The organism is Weizmannia acidilactici, from assembly GCF_008974225.1.
Classification (GTDB): domain Bacteria; phylum Bacillota; class Bacilli; order Bacillales; family Bacillaceae_C; genus Weizmannia; species Weizmannia acidilactici.
The window spans coordinates 18,403-35,419 of record NZ_BKZR01000037.1 but is presented as its reverse complement, the minus strand read 5'-3'; the positions used below and the strand labels follow the sequence as shown (position 1 = coordinate 35,419).

At 46.0% G+C, this 17,017-nt stretch carries 17 protein-coding genes and 1 pseudogene; 15 read left to right on the top strand and 3 right to left on the bottom strand.

What is annotated here, in order from left to right; genetic code table 11:
• The first annotated feature begins 117 nt into the window (after positions 1 to 117).
• The 6 genes from GBH70_RS12870 to sigI all read left to right on the top strand — a co-directional run bounded on the left by GBH70_RS12870 (position 118) and on the right by sigI (position 6,684).
• Positions 118 to 1,176, top strand: coding sequence for an ATP-binding protein (locus GBH70_RS12870; protein ID WP_151681424.1), 1,059 nt, complete (start codon positions 118 to 120; stop codon positions 1,174 to 1,176).
• Positions 1,177 to 1,251: 75 nt separating this feature from the next.
• The gene (locus tag GBH70_RS12865) at positions 1,252 to 2,289 is read left to right on the top strand and encodes a M42 family metallopeptidase (protein ID WP_371862257.1); all 1,038 of its coding nucleotides are present in this window, start codon (positions 1,252 to 1,254) and stop codon (positions 2,287 to 2,289) included.
• Between the two features lie 152 nt (positions 2,290 to 2,441).
• Positions 2,442 to 4,010, top strand: a complete 1,569-nt coding sequence (locus GBH70_RS12860; protein ID WP_151681422.1) for a peptide chain release factor 3 — start codon at positions 2,442 to 2,444, stop codon at positions 4,008 to 4,010.
• Between the two features lie 164 nt (positions 4,011 to 4,174).
• Positions 4,175 to 4,636 carry a hypothetical protein gene (locus GBH70_RS12855; RefSeq protein ID WP_151681421.1) on the top strand — a complete coding sequence of 154 codons (462 nt, stop codon included), beginning with the start codon at positions 4,175 to 4,177 and terminating at the stop codon, positions 4,634 to 4,636.
• Between the two features lie 359 nt (positions 4,637 to 4,995).
• On the top strand, positions 4,996 to 5,820 hold the full coding sequence (locus tag GBH70_RS12850; RefSeq protein ID WP_151681420.1) for a TerC family protein: 825 nt from the start codon (positions 4,996 to 4,998) through the stop codon (positions 5,818 to 5,820).
• 135 nt (positions 5,821 to 5,955) lie between these two features.
• On the top strand, positions 5,956 to 6,684 hold the full coding sequence (gene sigI, locus GBH70_RS12845; protein WP_151681419.1) for an RNA polymerase sigma-I factor: 729 nt from the start codon (positions 5,956 to 5,958) through the stop codon (positions 6,682 to 6,684).
• Positions 6,685 to 6,729: 45 nt separating this feature from the next.
• On the opposite strand, the gene GBH70_RS12840 is transcribed toward sigI, so the two are convergent.
• Positions 6,730 to 6,930 (bottom strand): alpha/beta-type small acid-soluble spore protein, encoded by a 201-nt coding sequence (locus GBH70_RS12840; RefSeq protein WP_151681418.1) that lies wholly within the window; start codon positions 6,928 to 6,930, stop codon positions 6,730 to 6,732.
• A 256-nt stretch (positions 6,931 to 7,186) separates the two neighbouring features.
• Between GBH70_RS12840 and ykzP the strand changes: the two genes are divergently transcribed.
• From ykzP to GBH70_RS12830, 4 genes are all read left to right on the top strand, one after another.
• Complete coding sequence (gene ykzP, locus GBH70_RS16830) at positions 7,187 to 7,345, top strand: protein YkzP (RefSeq protein WP_172967577.1); 159 nt, start codon at positions 7,187 to 7,189, stop codon at positions 7,343 to 7,345.
• Between the two features lie 2 nt (positions 7,346 to 7,347).
• A complete protein-coding gene (gene ykzE / locus GBH70_RS17545; RefSeq protein WP_259370070.1) occupies positions 7,348 to 7,482 on the top strand; it encodes a protein YkzE in 135 nt (44 codons plus the stop codon).
• Positions 7,483 to 8,160: 678 nt separating this feature from the next.
• Positions 8,161 to 9,639 (top strand): PAS domain-containing sensor histidine kinase, encoded by a 1,479-nt coding sequence (locus GBH70_RS12835; RefSeq protein ID WP_253693874.1) that lies wholly within the window; start codon positions 8,161 to 8,163, stop codon positions 9,637 to 9,639.
• A gap of 10 nt (positions 9,640 to 9,649) precedes the next feature.
• The gene (locus GBH70_RS12830; RefSeq protein ID WP_151681417.1) at positions 9,650 to 10,108 is read left to right on the top strand and encodes a methylated-DNA--[protein]-cysteine S-methyltransferase; all 459 of its coding nucleotides are present in this window, start codon (positions 9,650 to 9,652) and stop codon (positions 10,106 to 10,108) included.
• Between the two features lie 54 nt (positions 10,109 to 10,162).
• Here the strand turns inward: GBH70_RS12830 and GBH70_RS12825 are convergent.
• Positions 10,163 to 10,866: pseudogene (locus tag GBH70_RS12825) on the bottom strand (carbon-nitrogen family hydrolase).
• 435 nt (positions 10,867 to 11,301) lie between these two features.
• On the opposite strand from GBH70_RS12825, the gene GBH70_RS12820 reads away from it, so the two are divergent.
• From GBH70_RS12820 to GBH70_RS17540, 4 genes are all read left to right on the top strand, one after another.
• Positions 11,302 to 11,592, top strand: a complete 291-nt coding sequence (locus GBH70_RS12820) for an aspartyl-phosphate phosphatase Spo0E family protein (RefSeq protein WP_151681416.1) — start codon at positions 11,302 to 11,304, stop codon at positions 11,590 to 11,592.
• A 171-nt stretch (positions 11,593 to 11,763) separates the two neighbouring features.
• Positions 11,764 to 12,198: a MarR family winged helix-turn-helix transcriptional regulator gene (locus tag GBH70_RS12815; protein WP_151681415.1), complete on the top strand. Its 435-nt coding sequence runs from the start codon at positions 11,764 to 11,766 to the stop codon at positions 12,196 to 12,198.
• A 147-nt stretch (positions 12,199 to 12,345) separates the two neighbouring features.
• Entirely contained in the window at positions 12,346 to 12,747 is a 402-nt protein-coding gene (locus GBH70_RS12810; protein ID WP_253693871.1) for an amino acid permease, read from the top strand.
• Positions 12,744 to 12,866 carry a hypothetical protein gene (locus GBH70_RS17540; RefSeq protein ID WP_259373289.1) on the top strand — a complete coding sequence of 41 codons (123 nt, stop codon included), beginning with the start codon at positions 12,744 to 12,746 and terminating at the stop codon, positions 12,864 to 12,866. The genes GBH70_RS12810 and GBH70_RS17540 overlap by 4 nt, the downstream gene beginning before the upstream one ends.
• A 401-nt stretch (positions 12,867 to 13,267) precedes the next feature.
• Here GBH70_RS17540 and GBH70_RS12805 read toward each other — a convergent pair whose 3' ends face one another.
• Positions 13,268 to 15,436, bottom strand: coding sequence for an ATP-dependent Clp protease ATP-binding subunit (locus GBH70_RS12805; protein WP_151681414.1), 2,169 nt, complete (start codon positions 15,434 to 15,436; stop codon positions 13,268 to 13,270).
• A 524-nt stretch (positions 15,437 to 15,960) separates the two neighbouring features.
• On the opposite strand from GBH70_RS12805, the gene GBH70_RS12800 reads away from it, so the two are divergent.
• Positions 15,961 to 16,995, top strand: coding sequence for a YkvI family membrane protein (locus GBH70_RS12800; protein WP_151681413.1), 1,035 nt, complete (start codon positions 15,961 to 15,963; stop codon positions 16,993 to 16,995).
• Positions 16,996 to 17,017 lie beyond the last annotated feature (22 nt).

Genomic DNA, 17,017 nt, shown 5'->3' with positions numbered 1-17,017 from the left:
TATATATACATACTTTACGGAATACCCGGCCAGAACCATACATATATTATTGAGCATGTGGGTGCTTTGTATGCGAATGGGATAATGGATTGATAGCAAGATAGGCAGGTGCAAAATATGTGTGACGGAAAAGTACATTACGATTTTATGGATCTCCCGCTGCAGTTCCATCTTTTTAATGCGGTAATTGGTAGGGACGGGATACTGAAAAGCATTACCCCGAATATGCAGGCCGTTACCGGATTTGATTTGGATGACTGGATTGGGAAACCTTATTCTTCCTTTATCCATCAAGACGACATTGGCAAATTAACGGGTCTTTTACATAAAAATGAAGAAGAAATGGGCATGGTGATGTACAGGCTGAAAACGAAAACCGACGATTATAAATGGGTGGAATCCACTTATGCGGTTTTCAAAGATTCAAATTTTGGCGGAACGCCCCATATCCATTTGTTGACGAAAGACATGACGATTGTGAAAGAACTGTATGATTATCTCATATCTTCGGAAAAGTTGTCGATGATCGGCCAGCTCGCGGCGGGCATCGCACATGAAATCCGGAATCCGCTCACTTCAATCAAAGGGTTTTTGCAGTTGATGCAGGCGGGGGTCATTGATACGAACCATTATCTTGATATTATGCAAAATGAAATAGAGCGCATCGAAATGATTTCGGGCGAACTGCTTTTTCTCGGCAGGCCTAAAAAATCGGAATTGAAGATCCACTGCATCCAAAAACTGCTGGAAGAAGTGTTGGTCTTAATGGAAACGCAATCGAACGATAAAAATATCCAGATCGAAACGATTTTTCCATCCCAGCCGGTCTACATCCGTTGTGACGATTCGAAAATGAAGCAGGTGTTTGTAAATTTAATCAAAAACGGCATGGAAGCGATGGAAAACGGGGGTACGCTGACCGTTGAGGTATCTGCGCTGCCCGAAAACTGTATCTGCATTTCGGTAAGGGATGAAGGCATAGGTATTCCACCTGAAAAAATCGGAAAAATCGGGCAGCCTTTTTATACGACAAAGGAGCGGGGAAACGGTTTGGGGCTGATGGTCTGTTACCAGATTGTCCAGGAACATCAGGGAAAGATTTCCGTCGAAAGCGAACTTGGCAAGGGCACGGTTTTTACCATTATGCTGCCGTGGGTAAAAGCGGGCGGGCTGTAGACGTTAAACGTTTTTGATGCCGGTAACTGCTTGCGGTAGAATAGGATAAGAAACGATAAAATGGGGGTTATCCAATTGGCACAAGAAACGATCCAACTGATTAAACAGCTTGTTGAAATCCCAAGCCCTTCAGGCAATACGGAAAAAGTGATCCGGTTTTGCGGACAATATTTAAGCGATTTGAATCTAGATATGAAAAGGAACCGGAAAGGCGGCCTGCTCATCACGATTCAAGGCAAGAACGGCACAAAACACCGCATGCTGACGGCGCATGTCGATACGCTCGGTGCGATGGTGAAAGAAATCAAAGCAGACGGCCGCCTGCGCTTGTCAATGATCGGCGGATACCGCTGGAATGCGGTCGAAGGCGAGTATTGCGAAATCGAAACGGCTTCCGGCAAAACGTATACGGGAACCATTTTGATGCACCAAACTTCCGTGCATGTGTATAAAGATGCGGGAAAACTGGAACGGAATGATGAAAATATGGAAGTCCGGATCGACGAAAAGACAACAAGCGCGCAAGAAACGCGGGCGCTGGGCATCTCAGAAGGCGATTTTGTGTCGTTTGACCCGCGCGCGGCGATTACGGAAAGTGGCTTTATCAAATCCCGCCATTTGGATGATAAAGCAAGCACCGGAATCCTTTTGAACCTGATCCGGAAAATCAGCGAAGAAAACATACAACTTCCTTACACGACGCATTTTTTGATTTCAAATAATGAAGAAATCGGGTACGGGGGAAATTCCAATATCACGCCCGAGACGGCGGAATATTTGGCCGTGGACATGGGTGCGCTAGGCGACGGACAGGCATCGGACGAGTATACAGTTTCAATTTGCGCAAAAGATGCAAGCGGCCCGTACCATTATGGATTGCGAAAACGGCTGGTGGAGCTTGCAAAACAAAATGGGGTTGCATATAAAGTGGATATCTATCCGTTTTACCAGTCGGATGCCTCGGCTGCTGTCAAGGCAGGGTTTGATTTGGCGCACGGGCTGATCGGGCCGGGTATCGATGCTTCCCATGCTTACGAGCGGACGCATATCACATCCATTGAGAATACGGAAAAACTGTTGTATGCTTATGTACAGTCTTCTATGATCGGATAATTTTGCAATATCTATTTACTTTGAATCCGCGCCTGTTGAAGTTTTAAGGCGGACAGCGGAAAAAGATTTACCGAAAAAGGTGATGCCGATGTAATAAGAAAAGCAGCGTACGAATTTAAGGCCCATTATACACAATTGAAAGGAATTGAAACATGGCAAGTTTTAAAGATGAAGTATTATCAAGAAGGACTTTCGCGATCATTTCCCACCCGGACGCCGGGAAAACGACGCTGACGGAGAAACTTCTCCTGTTTGGCGGGGCGATCCGCGCGGCCGGGACGGTCAAAGGCAAAAAAACCGGGAAATATGCGACTTCCGACTGGATGGAAATCGAGAAGCAGCGGGGCATTTCGGTCACGTCTTCCGTCATGCAGTTTGAATACGCCGGAAAAAGGATCAACATTTTGGATACGCCCGGCCACCAGGACTTCAGTGAAGATACGTACCGGACGCTGATGGCGGTCGACAGCGCCGTCATGATCATCGATGCCGCAAAAGGGATCGAGGCGCAGACCATTAAGCTGTTTAAAGTATGCCGGATGAGGGGCATTCCGATTTTTACGTTTATCAATAAGCTCGACCGGCAGGGGAGGCCGCCGCTCGAGCTCCTGGCCGAACTAGAAGAAGTGTTGGGCATCGAATCTTATCCGATGAACTGGCCGATCGGAATGGGAAAGGAATTTCTCGGCATTTACGACCGTTACCACCGCCGCATTGAGCAGTTCCGCGTCGATGAAGACGAGCGCTTCCTGCCGTTGAATGATGCGGGGGAAGTGGAAGGAGATGACCCAATCAAAGAAAATGCATTATATGACCAGGCATTGGAAGAAATTCTTTTGCTCAATGAAGCAGGTAATGAATTTTCGGAAGAACGGATTGCAAACGGCAAATTGACGCCAGTCTTTTTCGGCAGCGCCTTGACGAATTTCGGCGTCCAGACGTTTTTGGAGACGTATCTTCAATTTGCGCCTTCCCCCCAGGGCAGAATGTCGGATGCAGGGGTAATCGATCCGCTGAGCGAACAATTTTCCGGTTTTGTGTTTAAAATCCAGGCCAATATGAATCCGGCCCACCGCGACCGGATCGCATTTATCCGCGTCTGCTCCGGAAAATTCGAGCGCGGCATGTCGGTAACGCTGGCGCGAACCGGAAAGCAGATGAAACTTTCGCAATCGACCCAATTTTTGGCGGATGACAGAAGCACGGTGGATGAGGCGGTCAGCGGCGATATTATCGGCCTGTATGATACCGGCACTTACCAGATCGGCGATACGATCTACTCCGGAAAACAGCCGGTCCAATTTGAAAAGCTGCCGCAATTTACGCCGGAACTGTTTGTGAAAGTTTCTGCGAAAAACGTGATGAAGCAGAAAAGCTTCCATAAAGGGATCAACCAGCTTGTCCAGGAAGGCGCCATCCAGCTGTACCGCACCTGGCACACGGAAGATTATATTTTGGGGGCGGTCGGGCAGTTGCAGTTCGAAGTGTTCGAGCACCGCATGAAAAATGAATATAATTCGGATGTTGTCATGGAATCGATCGGTTCGAAAATTCCGCGCTGGATTTATGAAGACGCGGTGGATGAATCGCTTTCAAGTTCGCGCAGCCTGCTTGTAAAAGACCGGTTCGGAAAACCTTTGTTTTTATTTGAAAATGATTTTGCACTGCGTTGGTTCAGCGACAAGCACCCGGAAATCAAACTGTATAACCCGATGGAATAAGGAAAAACACCGCACGGCAAATCAATGCTGGACGGTGTTTTTTTTGCTTAAACCGGGGCACGATAAAGAATGGGCAAGGAAAACCACGCAGCATGCAAAAAAGGTAGGAAGGAAGTTTATAATGGTAAACAAAATCTGGACATTGGTTATATAAAGGCAGACGCATGAAAAAAGTAGCGCCATTGGAGGCCATTCTTTGGAGCATTGCCTTGCCGGGTTTTGCGCAGCTGTTGGCCGGCAGCTATATAAAAGGCATCCTGTTTATTTTTTTAGAGTTTATCATCAATGTGAACAGCCGCTTTAATGAAGCCATCATGCTCAGTTTTTTAGGAAAAACAGCCGAGGCCGGCGAAACGGTCGATTACGGATGGCTGATGTTCTATCCGTGTTTATATTTTTTCGCGATGTGGGATGCCTATAAAACAAGTTGGAGCAATCCCCCGAAGCACAGCTATCTTCCTTTTGCGTTTGCTGCCTATTTTGTGACGCTTGGATTAATGGTCTCGCCTGCCGCCGTGTTCTGGCATAAACCGGTCGGACCGGTATTTTTTCCAATGATGTTCGCAATCCCGGGGCTTTTAATAGGCGGTGTCATCCGTAAAATTGTGCAGAAAAAAAGCCGGTAAAGACATGATTGGAAAAATAACTGTTGACGGAAATGAAAAAAATCTTTATAATCAAAACAACAAAATACTTTTGGCAGTTGTCAAAGGGGAGTAGCGTTAAGTGTGTGTAGCACACTTAAAACAAAGTCGTCATTACATGATCCGCTGAACGGTGTCATCGGCTTTGTTGGCATTGTCCGAATGTCCAGCAAGACCTTTGCCTATATAGGCAAAGGTCTTGCTTTTTGTCTTATAGGAAAATTGTCAAAAGTGGCATAAATCTAATAACGCCGCAAAGCGATTAGATCCGGCATGCCGCTTTTTCTTCCATTAAGGCTATGCGGATTTAGGGCGCTGCCGGCAAAGGGAGGACTGTTTGAATGGATATGTCAATGCTGTTGGAGTATGGGTGGGTGCTGCTCGTATTGGTCGGGCTTGAAGGGATATTGGCCGCCGACAATGCGGTTGTGATGGCCGTAATGGTTAAGCATCTCCCGCAGAAACAGCAAAAAAAATCACTTTTTTACGGGCTTTTGGGTGCGTTTATTTTCCGGTTTACAGCCTTGTTCCTCATCTCGTTTCTCGCCGGTATTTGGCAGATCCAGGCGGTCGGCGCAGCTTATTTATTCTTCATTATGATCCACTATTATATGAAAAAACGCCAAAAAACTGAACCAAAGGCAACGGCTGCCAAAAGCAAGCCTGCTTCTTTTTGGATGACCGTTTTAAAAGTGGAATTGGCCGACATTGCCTTTGCCATTGATTCAATGCTTGCGGCGGTGGCTTTGGCCGTTACGCTGCGCCCGGCCGGCTGGTTTACGATCGGCGGGATCGACGGCGGACAGTTTATCGTCATGTTTTTAGGGGGTGCCATCGGTCTTGTCCTGATCCGTTTTGCCGCCAACCAGTTTGTCCGCCTGCTGAAGAAATATCCGGGCCTTGAAGACGCCGCATTCCTGATTGTAGGCTGGGTCGGCGTCAAATTACTCGTTTTTACGCTGTCCCATCCGGGCGTCGGGCTTTTGGATGAGCATTTTCCGGAATCAGCCGCGTGGAAGCTTGTGTTTTGGACGGTCATGCTTGCGATTGTGGCGGGCGGCTATTTCATCTCTATCCGGAAAGATGCCGGCGTCGCTAAAAAGAGCGAGCGGAATCTTCCCCGCGTAAACAGCAAAGCAGGAGAAAAAAAGCATTTGAATAAATAAAGGCTTGCCTGCGCTTATTTCAAACTTATTACGGAAAGTGCAGGCAATTTTTCCGTGAAATCAAACCGTAATCCGATCGCAACCTCTGTGTTGCATGCAGATGGTACAATGTGGCATGGAACAGGGGGTGACCGAATGGCAATGGCGGTTGCGCAGGCGGAACGGAACAAGCCGCTTGAAGATTTGGTGCGGCGCGTGCAGCAGGGCGACCGGAACATGGCGGATTTTTTGCTGCAGAATTACCAGCCGTTTATTAAAAAAACAGTCGCAAAAGTGTGCAAACGGTATATTGACCATAAAGATGATGAATTCAGCATCGGACTGATGGCATTTCACGATAGCATGATGAAATACGACAACAAAAAAGGTGCTTCGTTACTGCCTTTTGCGGAAGTGATGATCAAGAGGAAGGTAATCGACTACATCCGCCAGGTGTCCAAACATAAGGCAGCAAGCTTGGATGTTTATGGGACAGATGAGGATGAAACCGCCATTTCCCTTCATATTGAGCAATCTGCCTCGATTGCAAAATATCGGCAGAAATTGGAGGAAGAAAGCAGGAAAGCGGAAATTTTGCGGTTTGCATCTGTTTTACATACATACGGCATTCGGTTTGAAGACCTGATCAGGCAGGGGCCGAAACATAGGGATGCCAAGCTGCATGCTTTAAAAGCAGCGAAAGTGCTTTATGAAGATAAGGAGCTGCTTTCGGTGCTGGACAAAAAACGGCGGATTCCGCTGAAACAGCTGGAAGAAAAAGTTGAAGTCAGCCGCAAAACACTGGAACGGAACCGGAAGTACATCATTGCGCTCGTGCTGATCATGAACGGTGACTTCCATTTTTTAAAAGAATATGTAAAATGAAACGGCAAAGCAGGGTACTAAAGAATGCCTGCTTTGCCATTTCATTTATTCGCCCTTTTGCCCTGAAAGATGGGCCTGGGCCTGCCGGACGAGCCGTTTTGTAATTTCGCCGCCCACCGAGCCGTTTGCACGCGACACGGTATCGGATCCGAGCTGTACGCCGAATTCCTGGGCGATTTCGTATTTTACCTGGTCCAAATATTCTTCGATGCCTGGAATTAATAATTTATTGCTGATTCTAGCCATATCCATTCTCCTTTTTTGTTTTTTGCTCTGTAAATGGAGCGGAATTACGCGGAATGTTTGCTTCGGAAAGCGCGAGGATTCCGCTGCAGAGCTTTGTTTAATGGTTAGTATTGGCGCAAGTTTATCAAATATGATTGGAAACACTTGTATCCATCCCGAAACAATTCAGCCCGCTGCATACAGATATTACAGCTTTTAAACCGGGAAGGGAAGGGGATGCTAAAAACGCAAGGATTTCCATACGGGGGGAAGGAAAATGTCAAAACGGAAAGCGGTATTTGATGCAGCTGTGAAAAATAATCAAACCCCAAAGGAGAATTTGGCGGAAACGGAATTTTCCGCTGAATTTGCCCGCGGTGAAGAAGCAATCAAAGGCGCCAACCGAAATTCGAAAAAAGGCCGGCAGGGGAGATAGTCATGAAGCGCCGAAAAGAACATTTCCGTGAAGAGGCGGCGCTGGAATTCGGTGATATCAATGCCGGGAAAATATACGAAATCATGGCGGAATCAGCTGCGGGCCGGGACAAAAAACAACACCGCAGAAGAAAGTAAAAAGGTAGCTGAATAGTTACTCAAGAAAACCGCCTCCATTCAATGTTTGCTAGACATTTATATTATAATGAAAAAGGCGGTTTTTTGCATTTTCTCTGTATATGACTCGTTGATGATTTGCGAAATTCACGAGACTCCTGCGGGAAAAGCGAGCAAGAAGAGACCCAGTGTGCTTGAGGGACGAGAGAGGAGGATCACGACGCGTGCGGAAAGCGAGTGAATTTCGCGATCATCAACAATCTCTAATAACTTTTACTTTGCATGAAAAAGGGGTGTCCCTAAGTCAGTTAACCGACTTTTGGGACAGCCCCTTTTTGTCTGCCCTTTGGGACTTTCCTCATGAAAATTTGCAACTCGAAGCAGGAGATTCCTGTTATTTAACGAAATAACTCCATATACACACTTATTTCGCCAACCGTTTTTGACAAATAATTACATAACTGCAACTGCTTTGCCATGGCAGTACTTGTTCTTGATTGCGGCGGAAGCTTTCTGCTGATGCGCTTCTTGATATTGCCGGATTCAGGGCCCCGATATGCCTGGATGGCAGCAGCGGCTTTTCCGCATGGGCATATCCCATTGGTTAGGAGGCTGTGCTTTTCTTTTTGGTTGAACTCGTTTCGCAGAAAGAGAAGGAAATATGGGATCATGCTTCTTAAGATGAAGGGGAGAATAAATTTGGGAACTAATCGTTTTATTTTAAGAAAACAGGAAGATTTTCACCGGAATAAAAAAGAGGGAATTGTGCTAAAAGATAATGAACAGCTGTACCGGACCCTTTTTTTGGAAGCAATTGATGCGATCGTGTTTTGGGACCGCAGCGGACGGATTTTATTGGCAAATGAGGCAGCATTAAAAATTTTTGAATGTACAATGGAAGAATTTATGGGAAAAAAGCTGTGGGATTTTGTTTATTTGGAAAACGGGCAGAACTGCCAATGGCTGGACAAACTTAATCAAACAAAAGCTGTCCGGGATGAGCTGCTGTTTAAAATGCCGAACGGGCAGCTGAAACATTTGGAGTTTACTTCGAAGTATATGAGCGCTGAAAAATACCATATAACGATCTTCCGTAATGTCAGCGACCGGTACCAGATGGAACAGACTTTACACGACAGCGAGGAGCGCTTCCGGAAAGTGTTTGAAGGGTCATTCGACGGCATGGTGTTATGGAACTGGGATTTTAAAATTTTGGATATCAACCCTGTTGCCGCCGAATATTTTGGCTGCCGGCGAGAAGAAGTGATCGGGAAAACGTTGCACGCTTTATTACATACAGATGATGATGAAAAAATACAAAAAGATTTCCTCAGACATCTTTTTAAATTAAAAGAAAACGGGGTGGCAGACTATTTGATTACCGTGCCGAGGACCAATTATACCAAATACTATGAAATTATATCAAAAGGCAATTTAACATCCAATATGAATTTAACGGTCATCAGGGACATTACCGAAAAAAGGGCAATGCAGGAGCAGCTCCGGAAATCGGACACGCTAAACATTGTCGGGGAGCTGGCGGCGGGGATCGCCCATGAGATCCGCAATCCGATGACGGCCTTGAAAGGATTTATCCAATTGCTGCAAAGCAGCATGAAAGAAGAGGAACATTCTTTGTATTTTAATGTGATTACGTCGGAACTGGCGCGGATTGAATCAATTATTACCGAATTTTTGGTGCTGGCCAAACCGCAGGCCACTCAGTTCCAAAACCACGATATCCGGAAAATTATGAGCGATACGATTGATCTCTTGAATGCGCAGGCGCTCATGCATAATATCCAAATTTCATGTCATTTCCATGAGCCGTTGCCCGATGTTTACTGTGAAGGCAATCAAATTAAGCAGGTTTTTATCAACATTATTAAAAATGCGATAGAAGTGATGCCGAACGGGGGAAATATCGGGATCAAAATCCAATATGAAAAAGGGAAGCAGCTGATCCACACAAGCATCCGGGATGAAGGGGAAGGAATCCCTGAAGATAAAATCGAGAAGCTCGGGGAGCCGTTTTACACGACAAAAGAAAGGGGCACTGGACTTGGGCTGATGATCAGTTATAAAATTATCAAAGAGCATAAAGGAATGATCGATGTAGAAAGCAAAGTGGGGGAAGGCACAATATTCCATATTTATCTTCCCACACAGAACGGTTAGGTGATGAAAAATGGCTTTCACATGGATGGAGAGCCCCATCGGCCCTTTAACGGTATGGGCAAATGAGGAAGGGGTAACAGCCATCGATTTCGGCCGTGCAGAAGGCAATCCGGATCCCGGGCATCCGGTCCTTTCACAGGCCGTCCGCGAGTTGGAAGAGTATTTCGCAAGGAAAAGGAAGGCCTTTGATGTGCCGGTTTGCGTTGAAGGGACGGCTTTTCAAATGGCTGTCTGGAAGGAACTGCAAAAAATCCCATACGGGGAAACGCGGTCGTATTCGGATATTGCAAAAGCAATCGGCAGGCCGAAAGCAGTGCGGGCGGTCGGACAGGCCAACCGAAAAAATCAAATACCGGTTATTATCCCATGCCACCGTGTGATAGGAAAAGACAGGTCGCTGACCGGCTATGCCGGAAAGCAGCTGGACAAAAAGGAAATCCTTTTGCGGCTGGAAGGGTGTTTATGCTGAAGGGGCTTCCAAAAATCCGGTGTGGACGGATTTTTGGAAGCTTTTTTAATACAATTAGTAAAAATCCGGCATCCGGTCGGAAAAAACAGGGATTATGCTGCGCGCTTCATCCACGGCGGCCAAATCGATTTCAGCAGTCACGAGCTGTTCCCTTTCCCTGCCTTCGCTTAAAATGTCCCCCCCCCACGGGCCGATGATCATCGAATGCCCGGCGAAAGTATTGGCAGGGTCATTTCCGGCCCGGTTGCAGGCAATCACAAAAACTGGTTTTCAATGGCGCGTGCCATACATAAGGTACGCCAGTGGTCGAGCCGTGTAAGCGGCCATTCAGCCGGCACAAACAGCGTTTTTGCACCGCGTAAAGCAATTTTACGGACCCATTCAGGAAAGCGGATATCATAACAAGATAACGCCCGCGAATGTTCCGCCGCCGAGTGTAAACAGGCCGTCGCTTGCCCCTGGTGCAAAATAACGGTGCTCATCCATCAATTGAAACTGTACGGTATGCTGCATTTGCCGTCCTTTTCGGCAATCAGCAAAGTATTATAATATTTTCCGTCTGAGAGATGCACGGCGTAACCTTTTTCCAGTTCATCCAGGCGGGTAAGGTCATAACCGGTGGTCCACTGTTCGGGCAGAACGGCCAGATCGCAGCCGTAAGCCGCTGCCTTTTCAATCCATTTTTCCGCTGTATTAAAATTTTTTTCAGGATCCCCATAGGCAATATCCATTTGAATGCAGGCAATTTTCCTTTTCATCCGATTTGTGTCTCCTTTTCTCCGTGTTTTTACTTTACTGCCTGTCTTTTAAATGCTGCTTTACTTTTGGACGGAAAAGCCATCCGGCCGCTTTTGCCAGCAAATATTGATTCATGATCCGTCTCACCTTTCTCAGGAGTTTTTTGTTATTTTTCCTTGGCATACCCCAAAAAAACATAATGCTGTCAAAAGCCGTTGATTTTCAGAAAGGAACGAAAAGATATGGTGAAAATTTTGTCTAATATTGCGAATCTATTTACATTTACGTCAAGACCTGCGATAATGCTTTAGTAATGGTTTGAAATCCGGAAAATCAACAGGACTTCCGGCGTTTTCCATGTGTAGAATCTCACACATTTTTTGGGAATCTGCTTTGCATGGGGGACAACAGAAACCAAATCAGCGAAAAATAGAAGGCAAAAGGAGAATTTGAAAGTGGACAAGAATTGGTTGGAGGAGAACAAGTATCTGTTACGTATTCAGAAAAAACGCCAGGAAATGATGAAACTTGGAAAAGAATTGGGGCTTACCCATGAGAAAACGGTGCAGTGCAGCCAACAGCTCGATGCGCTCATGAACGAGTATGAAGCATACCGCAAGCAGCACAGCACCCTTTCTTCCGAGATGGTCATCATCAGGGAAATGTCGTTTATTTTATATGAAAAAGTGCAACGGCCGAATTTGGTTGAAGCACGGAAAGAACATAAAAAAATGCAGCTTGTTTAATGTGAACCTGGAAACTGCTTCTGATTGCTCATCCTGATCCCACCTTTTAAATCCAAATCATTAGACAACGCCTGCATATCACGGGCGGCGTGTAAGCTGAGTAACCCATGCATTGCCAATGTGCCAATTTCCAAATATAATGGTGTAAAAAGGAAAAAAGGATTCGATACTATGGGAAATGACATGGAGCTGTCATTAAAATTATTTGTCGTTTTGTCAAAAGCTTCACGCGCCATTAAAGAATACACCAATACATTTATACAAAAACAGGGGGTTAATCCTACTGAATTTGCGGTTCTTGAGCTTTTGTACCATAAAGGGGATCAGCCGCTGCAGCAGATTGGCGGAAAAATTCTGTTGGCAAGCGGAAGCATCACTTATGTGGTGGATAAGCTTGAAAAAAAAGGCTATTTAGAAAGGATTTCCTGCCCGAATGACCGCCGTATTACGTACGCGCATATTACGGACCGGGGCAGGGCCTTTATTGAATCGGTTTTTCCCGAACATAAAAGGCGGATCCACTCGATTATGTCGATTTTAAGCGACGATGAGAAACGTACTGCCATTGATTTGATCAAAAAAGCTGGAAAGAATATTCCTGATTGAATATTCTTTCCGGCTTTTTTTGTATATAGATTTCCAATAAAAAAAGAAGGGAAGATGTTTTCTAAAATAAAATGATTCTGAAAATTATTTTAGTAAAGTATGTTGTGATATAATGTGCATATATTTATACCACTTGGGGGATTTGGCGTGAAAGACAAGCCACAGTTGAAAAAGACCATCGGATTTTTTGTTGCCACTTCAATTGTCATCGGCTCGCTGATCGAATCCGGCATTTTTATGAAACCAGGCATCATTCTTTCTTCTGCCGGAAATTCAGCAATGGCGATGCTGGCATGGGTCATCGGCGGTGTGATCACGCTGGCGGGCGGCTTAACGATTGCCGAAGTGAGCGTGAAAATTCCGCGGACAGGGGGATTGTACGCATATCTGGAAACCGTGTATGGAAAAGTTTGGGACTTTTTATGCGGATGGATCCAGTCGCTGATTTACGGGCCTGCGGTTATCGGTGCGCTCGGATTGTATTCGGTTCGATCCTTGCCAATTTTTTCGGTTCCGTCCAAAATAACAAAGTGTGGATCGGCATTTTGACCGTACTCTTTTTAACAACGATGAACCTGCTTGGTACGAAATTCGGCGGTTTTATCCAGATTATGTTTATCGTCGGAAAATTGATCCCGATTTTTATGATTGCCTTTTTCGGTTTATGAAAAGGGGACGGAGCAATTTTTCCCATCCGAGCGGGATGGCAGCCGCGCATTTGAGCATGGGTGCCGCGCCCTTACTGTGATCGGGTTTCCGGTTTACAAGCTGATGCAGCGGGGGGGGGGGGTTGTAGAGCCTTCCCCGGTGAAAGAACATTGGTAATCATGGTCATTTTTTCTTTGCAACAGGAATCCGGTGGCAAGGTAAATTTTTTGACGATCATAGCGGACCGGGTACCCGCCGCGGAAGAATCAGCGAAAAAGGCAGAGAAATCGGCGGGTACGCATCTAGTATCAGCGGAAAGCAGAGAGAAATCAGCGGTACTCCGCAATGATACACCAGCGGGTATCTTCCGGTATATAAAAAACCGGCATGCAAAAGCGCTGCATGCCGGTAGAGTCCGCCATTATTTCGCAGCAATGGCAATTTCGCCGCCGCGGACTTCCGCTTTTAAGTTTTTCACTTCCGGATGGTCGAGAATAAAGTCGGCAATCCGGTCTTCCACTTTTTCCTGGATGACACGGCGGATCGGGCGTGCGCCAAAAGCCGGGTCATAACCGAGGTCAGCGATTTTTTCTTTTGCTTCTTCCGATACTTCAAGCGTAATCGCTTGTTCTTTCAACATTTCACTCAATTCGCCGAGCATCAAATCCACAATTTTGATCAAATGTTCTTTTTCAAGCGATTTGAATTCAATGATGCTGTCAAAACGGTTCAAAAATTCCGGTTTGAAGAATTCGCCGAGAGAGTCGAGGATATTCGATTCTTTGATCGCTTCGCTCTTCGCAAATCCTACTTCTTTATGCTTAAATTGGGTGCCTGCGTTGCTTGTCATAATAATGACGGTATCTTTGAAGCTGACCGTTCTGCCCTGCGCATCGGTCAAGCGACCGTCGTCCAAAATTTGTAGGAACATGTTCAAAACATCCGGGTGCGCCTTTTCAATTTCGTCCAGCAAAATGATGCTGTACGGGTTGTGGCGCACTTTCTCCGTCAATTGCCCCGCATCTTCGTAACCGACGTATCCGGCAGGGGCACCGATCAATTTCGAAACGCTGTGTTTTTCCATGTATTCGCTCATGTCGAGGCGGATCATCGCATCTTTCGTGCCGAACAATTGTTCCGCCAAACGTTTTGTCAATTCCGTTTTCCCGACGCCGGTAGGGCCGACAAACAGGAAGGAACCGATCGGGCGGTTTTTCGCTTTCAGGCCGGCGCGTGAACGGCGGATCGCTTTCGCAACTTTCTTGACCGCTTCTTCCTGGCCGATCACTTTTGCAGCCAGGTTTTCTTCAAGATGCTGTAATTTTTGCGCTTCATCCGCTTCGAGTTTGCCGACAGGAATGCCCGTTTTCTTTTCAACGATTTCCTGGATTTGCACAACATCCACTACCGGTTTTGAAGCTTCTTGGCCTGATGCAGCCATTTCCTGCAGTTTCTCTTCTTCTTTTTTCAGTTCAGCTGCTTTTTCATAATCTTCTTTCGCGAGCGCAGCCTGTTTTTCCTGCGCAATTTCCGCGAGCCGTTTTTGGATATCTTCTTTGCTTGGCACGGTGATTGTCAAGTTCAATTTCGAGCCCGCTTCATCCATTAAGTCGATCGCTTTATCCGGCAAGAAGCGGTCTTGGATATATCGGTGCGACAAGTTTACGCAAGCTTCGATCGCTTCATCGGTATAAGTGACGTGATGGTATTTTTCATACCGGTCTTTTAAGCCGCGCAAAATCATGACTGTTTCATTGAGGCCCGGCTCATTGACTTGGACCGGTTGGAAACGCCGTTCAAGTGCAGCGTCTTTTTCGATTTGCCGGTACTCTTTCAAAGTCGTCGCCCCGATGACTTGGATTTCGCCGCGGGCAAGCGCCGGTTTTAAAATATTGCCTGCGTCCATCGAACCTTCAGCAGAACCAGCGCCAACGAGCAGATGGATCTCATCGATAAAGATGAGCACATTTTTTTGCTGTTCAAGTGCAGCAATCAATTTTTTCATCCGTTCTTCAAATTGGCCGCGGATGCCGGTATTGGCGACAAGGGATGCAACATCAAGCAAATAAACTTCTTTATTGCGCAATTTTGCAGGAACCTGTTTTTCAACGATTTTTAAAGCAAGTCCTTCTGCGATCGCAGTTTTCCCGACGCCAGGTTCACCGATTAAGACCGGATTGTTTTTATTGCGGCGATTTAAAATTTCGATTACGCGCGCAATTTCTTCGTCGCGCCCGATGACAGGGTCGATCTGGCCGGCTCTTGCAGCGGCCGTCAAGTTGCGGCCGAATTGGTCAAGAAATCCGTTGCCGCCGCCCTGCGTTTGGGTTTGCACGGTTTGTTTTGCGCCGTTCGGCTGGAATCCGTTCACATTCATTTGGTTAAAGAGATCATTGAAGTCGCCAAAGCCTCCAAAACCTCCGAAATTTCCAAATCCGTTATTCATAAACATACCTCCCCAGCTGTTTTCAAATTTTGCACGTTCTTTTTGGTAGCAAGACTGGCATAAGTTTAATGTTTTTTGATTTCCGTTCACATTTATATGCATTCCGATCGTTGCTTCGTTTTGATGGCATTTGTCGCAAAGCATCAAACATTCCTCCCTTTGATCGGTTTGATTTTGACTATCTTTGACTAATTTAATTGAAAAACAGATCAAAGTGATTTGACTTACTTTGACCTTTATTGCAAAAGTATAAATCAAAGTTTCACAAGATGCAATTGATTTGCTTCCGTGCACTTTGTTTGACCATCTTTGACCTTTACAGCTTAATTATAGAACAAAGTGATGTCGGATGCAAGATTTTTGCAATTACACATCAGCTTTGCCTTTTTATCTTTGACCATCTTTGACCTTTGCAACGACATTATATACCAAAGTTTTCGAAAACGCAAGTCATTCGCATCACCTTGGTTTGATTAATTTTAACCTTGGCTATAGTATACGGCAATGTTTTTCGGTTGTAAAGTGTTTTTTTGACTTTTTTTGACCAATTTTTCAGGCGGGCGGAACCCGATTTATCTGGGCTATTTTGATACCGATATACATAGGATAGTAGTGGGGCCCGTCCGCGGCTTTCCGTAAAATGTTTTTCATTAAAAGGGGTGCAGGTGTTGAAGCAATGGGCCGGGGCTGTGCAAATTGCGGCTGTCTATATCGGGACGGTCATCGGGGCCGGATTTGCGACAGGAAAAGAAATTGCGGAGTTTTTTACGCGTTTCGGATTATATGGGTTATTTGCCATTTGCTTTTCGGGGCTTTTGTTTATTGTGTTCGGTACAAAAATGATGGAAATCGCGATTGATTTAAGAGCAGACTCCTATGAAGAATTGAACCATTATTTATTTGGAAAAACGTTTGCCGGCGGCGTGAACTTTTTGATGATGGCCATGCTTATTGGCGTGTGCGGGGTCATGCTGTCGGGTGCAGGCGCCGTATTTCAGGAACAGCTTCATCTCAGCCGGATTACCGGCATTTCGCTCACCATCATTCTCACTTTTGCTGTCATGTGCACCGGGACGAAGGGCCTCCTCGGCGTGAATACGTTTGTCGTGCCGTTGATGATTGCGTTTAATCTGCTGCTGATGTCGCAGTCCGTCCGGGCAGAAGGATTTTTCGAATCTTTTGCGGCGCGGCCGGAAACCGGGCAGATTCCACACGCGATCCTCCGTGCATTATCCTATGCGGCTTTTAATCTCGCGCTTGCGCAGGCGGTGCTCGTTCCGCTTGCGGCAGAAGTAAAGGATAAAAGCATTGTCCGGGCCGGCGGAATATTGGGTGGGTTGTTTTTAATGCTCATCCTGATCTCGAGCCATTTGTCGCTGATAATGCTGCCGGATGTTTCGACTGTGGAAATCCCAATGGCGCATATTGTCAAAATGAGTTTCCCGGCAATTTATTCTATTTATGTGGTACTTATTTTCGGGGAGATTTTTACTTCGATCATCGGTGATGTGTACGGGCTTGAAAAACAGCTGCAAAAATACATGCCAATGAAAAGCGGGCGGATGTTTGCCCTGATTTTGGCTGCCATTGCCATGATCAGCTTTATGCATTACGGGGCGCTGCTGTCTTTTTTATATCCTTTATTTGGGTACTTCAGCCTTCTTTTTATCGTTATGCTTGGATATAAAACCATCCGGAACTAGCCGTGGCGATTTGCAAACTTTT

Excerpts from the sequence above, each read along its gene's own strand:
- GBH70_RS12840 (WP_151681418.1), bottom strand. The coding sequence starts at position 6,930 with ATGGCTAGAATCAGCAATAAATTATTAATTCCAGGCATCGAAGAATAT.
- ykzP (WP_172967577.1), top strand. The coding sequence starts at position 7,187 with ATGTCAAAACGGAAAGCGGTATTTGATGCAGCTGTGAAAAATAATCAA.
- sigI (WP_151681419.1), top strand. The coding sequence starts at position 5,956 with ATGGCAATGGCGGTTGCGCAGGCGGAACGGAACAAGCCGCTTGAAGAT.
- GBH70_RS12830 (WP_151681417.1), top strand. The coding sequence starts at position 9,650 with ATGGCTTTCACATGGATGGAGAGCCCCATCGGCCCTTTAACGGTATGG.
- GBH70_RS12850 (WP_151681420.1), top strand. The coding sequence starts at position 4,996 with ATGGATATGTCAATGCTGTTGGAGTATGGGTGGGTGCTGCTCGTATTG.
- GBH70_RS12805 (WP_151681414.1), bottom strand. The coding sequence starts at position 15,436 with ATGCTTTGCGACAAATGCCATCAAAACGAAGCAACGATCGGAATGCAT.
- GBH70_RS12870 (WP_151681424.1), top strand. The coding sequence starts at position 118 with ATGTGTGACGGAAAAGTACATTACGATTTTATGGATCTCCCGCTGCAG.
- ykzE (WP_259370070.1), top strand. The coding sequence starts at position 7,348 with ATGAAGCGCCGAAAAGAACATTTCCGTGAAGAGGCGGCGCTGGAATTC.
- GBH70_RS12815 (WP_151681415.1), top strand. The coding sequence starts at position 11,764 with ATGGGAAATGACATGGAGCTGTCATTAAAATTATTTGTCGTTTTGTCA.
- GBH70_RS12860 (WP_151681422.1), top strand. The coding sequence starts at position 2,442 with ATGGCAAGTTTTAAAGATGAAGTATTATCAAGAAGGACTTTCGCGATC.
- GBH70_RS12855 (WP_151681421.1), top strand. The coding sequence starts at position 4,175 with ATGAAAAAAGTAGCGCCATTGGAGGCCATTCTTTGGAGCATTGCCTTG.